The organism is Rhizobacter sp. P2_H3, from assembly GCF_056403355.1.
Window position 1 is genome coordinate 1 of record NZ_JBFUFQ010000425.1, and the last position, 2410, is coordinate 2410.

General features: G+C 68.2%; 2 protein-coding genes and 1 pseudogene. All 3 read right to left on the minus strand.

Annotation, left to right across the window (positions count from 1 at the left end):
• Positions 1 to 1339, minus strand: a 1339-nt coding sequence (locus tag AC1D1T_RS31865; protein ID WP_477993369.1) for a HAMP domain-containing methyl-accepting chemotaxis protein, incomplete at its 3' end; no start/stop codon positions are given.
• A 31-nt stretch (positions 1340 to 1370) separates the two neighbouring features.
• Positions 1371 to 1922 (minus strand): chemotaxis protein CheW, encoded by a 552-nt coding sequence (locus AC1D1T_RS31870; RefSeq protein ID WP_047511153.1) that lies wholly within the window; start codon positions 1920 to 1922, stop codon positions 1371 to 1373.
• A 29-nt stretch (positions 1923 to 1951) separates the two neighbouring features.
• A pseudogene (locus AC1D1T_RS31875) lies at positions 1952 to 2410 on the minus strand (methyl-accepting chemotaxis protein); the annotation flags it as partial.

Here is a 2410-nt window from a genome sequence, read left to right on the forward strand (position 1 = left end):
ATCTGATCTGCTTCATCGCCGCCACCGTCGCGCGCACTGCCTCGCCGCCCTCGGCCGCTTCGCTCGCCGCCTTCGTCGCCATCCCGTCCGTCACCTTCGCGTTCTCGGTGTTCTGCGAGATCGATGCCGTCATCTGCTCGATCGACGCGCTCGTCTCTTCGACGCCCGCCGCCTGCTCGCTCGACGCCTGCGACAGCGACTGCGCCGTCGCGCTCACCTCTTCCGATGCACCCGCCAGCGCTTCCGCTCCGCTGTTCACCTCGGTCACCACCTGCGACAGCTTGTCGACGGTGGCGTTGACGTATTCCTTCATCTCGGCGAACGCGCCTTCGTAGTCGCGCTCGATGGTGCGCGTCAGGTCGCCTTCGGAGACGGCGCCCATCACCTGCACCACGTCGCCGATGCTGTCGCCGGTGGTCGACACCAGCGCGTTCAGGCCTTCGCCCATTTCCTTCTGGAAACCCTGCAGGCCGTCGAGCTCGACGCGCGCACTGAAGTCGCCGCGGTTCGCCGCCGCCACCACGTGGCGCTGGCCGTCGATCACCTGCTTCAGGCGGGCCACCATCTGCTTCACCGCGAACAGCATGCTGCTGTCGTCGCCCGGGCGCAGCGTGATCTGCGCCGACAGGTCGCCGGCCGCCACCTGGTGCAGCAGCGCCGCGGCATGGTCGGGCTCGCCACCGAGCTGCCGGCCGATCACGCGGGTGACCAGCAGGCCCAGGCCGATCGCGAGCACCACCGAGACGCCGATCACCGCCAGCATCAGCGTCCAGGTGTGGCGCACCGTCTGCTCGGCGCCGTCGTTGGTCGCCTTGGTCTGGTTCGCCAGTTCCTCGATGACCTTGGCCATCGTGGCCTCGATGTCCGAGACGGCCTTGCGCGCCGGCCCGTTGCTCTGGTCGGAGGCCTGGTCGAACTTGCCCTCCAGCACCAGCTGCGCGATCTTCTCGTTCTGCGCCAGGTAGTTCGGCAATTGCGCGTCGAGCTCCTTCATCAGCGCCTGTTCGGTCGCGCTGAGGTTGGTGGCCCGGTAGGCCTTCAGCGCGGCGTTGAACTTGTCGAGGTGCGTCGCCGAGCGCCGGATGGTCTCCTTCACCTCGGCCGGGTCCTTCATCGCCGGCAGTCGCACGTAGGAGCGCGAATGCGCGGTCAGGCGCGACCCGGCCTCGGAGATGTCCTGCAGCGGCAGCACGTTGTCGACGTAGGTCGTGTGGATCATGCCGCCCAGCTCGCTCAGGCGCGAGAGGCTGTAGCCGCCGACCAGCGCGGTCAGCACCGAGCACAGCAGGAAGCTCGCCAGCAGCTTGTGCGCCAGCTTCATCCGATGGAACCAGTTCATTTTTGTCTTCCCTTGAGTATCAGGCGGCCCGTCAGACGGCCAGCGCGTTCTGCGTGCGGTCGGCGGCGTCGGCCAGCGTGCCCAGGTCGTCCAGCGACAGCACGTGGTCGACGTTGAGCAGGATCACGAACTTGCCGCGCACCTTGCCCATGCCGTGGATGAAATCGGTGCGGATGCGGGCGCCGAAGGCCGGTGCCGGCTCGATGTCGGCGAGGGCGATGTCGAGCACCTCGTTGACCGCGTCGACGACGACGCCGATCACCTGGCGCTCGCCTTCGGCCTCGACCTCGACGATCACGATGCAGGTGCGCTTGGTCACCGGGCTCGGCGCGCGGCCGAAGCGCGCCAGCAGGTCCATCACCGGCACCACGGCGCCGCGCAGGTTGATCACGCCGCGCACGCAGTCCGGCATCATCGGCACCTCGGTCAGCGTGTGGTACTCGATGATCTCCTTGATCGCGAGGATGCCGATCGCGAACATCTCGCCCGCCAGCATGAAGGTGAGGTACTGCGCCGGCTCGGCGGCGACAGGGCGCGCCACGGCCGTGGCCGGCGCGCGGTGGGTCTGGACCAGTGCGGTCATCGCGGGACTCCTTGGTTCAGAGACTTGAATCAGAAACGGGCGAACTGCGATTCGTCCGGGCCTTCGCCCGATCCACCAGCCCCGGCGAACGCCATGCCGCCGGCGAGGTTGAAGCCGCCCGAAGCGGCGCGCTTGCCCGCCTTGGCGCTGCGCGTGGCGGCCGGCTTGCTCGGCGGCTGGCCCGAGGTCTTCGCGGCCTGCGTGGCATGGCCGCCGGCCAGCTTGAAGAACGACATGGCCTGCTGCAGCTGCTCGGCCTGGCTGCTCATCTCTTCCGAGGTGGCTGCGAGTTCTTCCGAACTCGACGCGTTCTGCTGCGTCGTCTGGCTCAGCTGGCTCACCGCCGCATTGATCTGGCTGACGCCCGACGACTGCTCTTCCGACGCCGCCGTGATCTCCTGCACCAGGTCCGAGGTCTTCTTGATGTTCGGCACCATCTGGTCCAGCAAGCGCCCCGCCTTCTCGGCCAGCTCCACGCTCGAGCCCGC